Consider the following 959-nt stretch of genomic DNA (forward strand, 5'->3'; position numbering starts at 1 on the left):
ATCGGGTTGCCGCCACCGTCGGTGAGGATGACCGTCGCGCCGGCTTCGGCAGTACCGCTGATTTCCATGCCATTGCTTGGCTCGACCACTGGTGCGGCCGGGGCCACCGCGTCTACCGTGGTGGAAGCCTGCGGACCGGTGTTGCCGGTCGGATCGGTTGCAGTGGCGTTCACCACGGTGCCGTTGGCCAACGGCGTGCCAGGGGTGAAGCTCCAGTTACCGCTGCCATCGGCGGTGATCTGGCCGATCGGGCTGCCGCCACCATCGGTCAGGGTCACGGTGGCACCGACTTCAGCGGTACCGCTGATGGTCAAGCCGTTGCTCGGATTGACCACCGGCGCGGCGGGTGCAACCGAATCCACCGTGGTGCTGCCCTGCGGGCCGGTGTTGCCAGCCGGGTCCTGGGCCACGGCGTTGACCACCGTGCCGTTGGCCAGCGGTGTGGCTGGAGTGAAACTCCAGTTGCCGCTGCCGTCGGCAGTGGTCTGGCCAATCGGGTTGCCGCCACCGTCGGTGAGGATGACCGTCGCGCCGGCTTCGGCAGTACCGCTGATTTCCATGCCATTGCTTGGCTCGACCACTGGTGCGGCCGGGGCCACCGCGTCTACCGTGGTGGAAGCCTGCGGACCGGTGTTGCCGGTCGGATCGGTTGCAGTGGCGTTCACCACGGTGCCGTTGGCCAACGGCGTGCCAGGGGTGAAGCTCCAGTTACCGCTGCCATCGGCGGTGATCTGGCCGATCGGGCTGCCGCCACCATCGGTCAGGGTCACGGTGGCACCGACTTCAGCGGTACCGCTGATGGTCAAGCCGTTGCTCGGATTGACCACCGGCGCGGCGGGTGCAACCGAATCCACCGTGGTGCTGCCCTGCGGGCCGGTGTTGCCAGCCGGGTCCTGGGCCACGGCGTTGACCACCGTGCCGTTGGCCAGCGGTGTGGCTGGAGTGAAACTCCCAGCGCC

1 protein-coding gene is annotated in these 959 nt (G+C 68.2%); it reads right to left on the bottom strand.

The genetic code is table 11. The features are described 5' to 3' along the window. A partial coding sequence (locus FQ664_RS25715) for an Ig-like domain-containing protein (protein ID WP_256676095.1) occupies positions 1–959 on the bottom strand: 959 nt, incomplete at both ends.

The organism is Pseudomonas persica, from assembly GCF_900291015.1.
In the GTDB taxonomy this organism is placed as follows: domain Bacteria; phylum Pseudomonadota; class Gammaproteobacteria; order Pseudomonadales; family Pseudomonadaceae; genus Aquipseudomonas.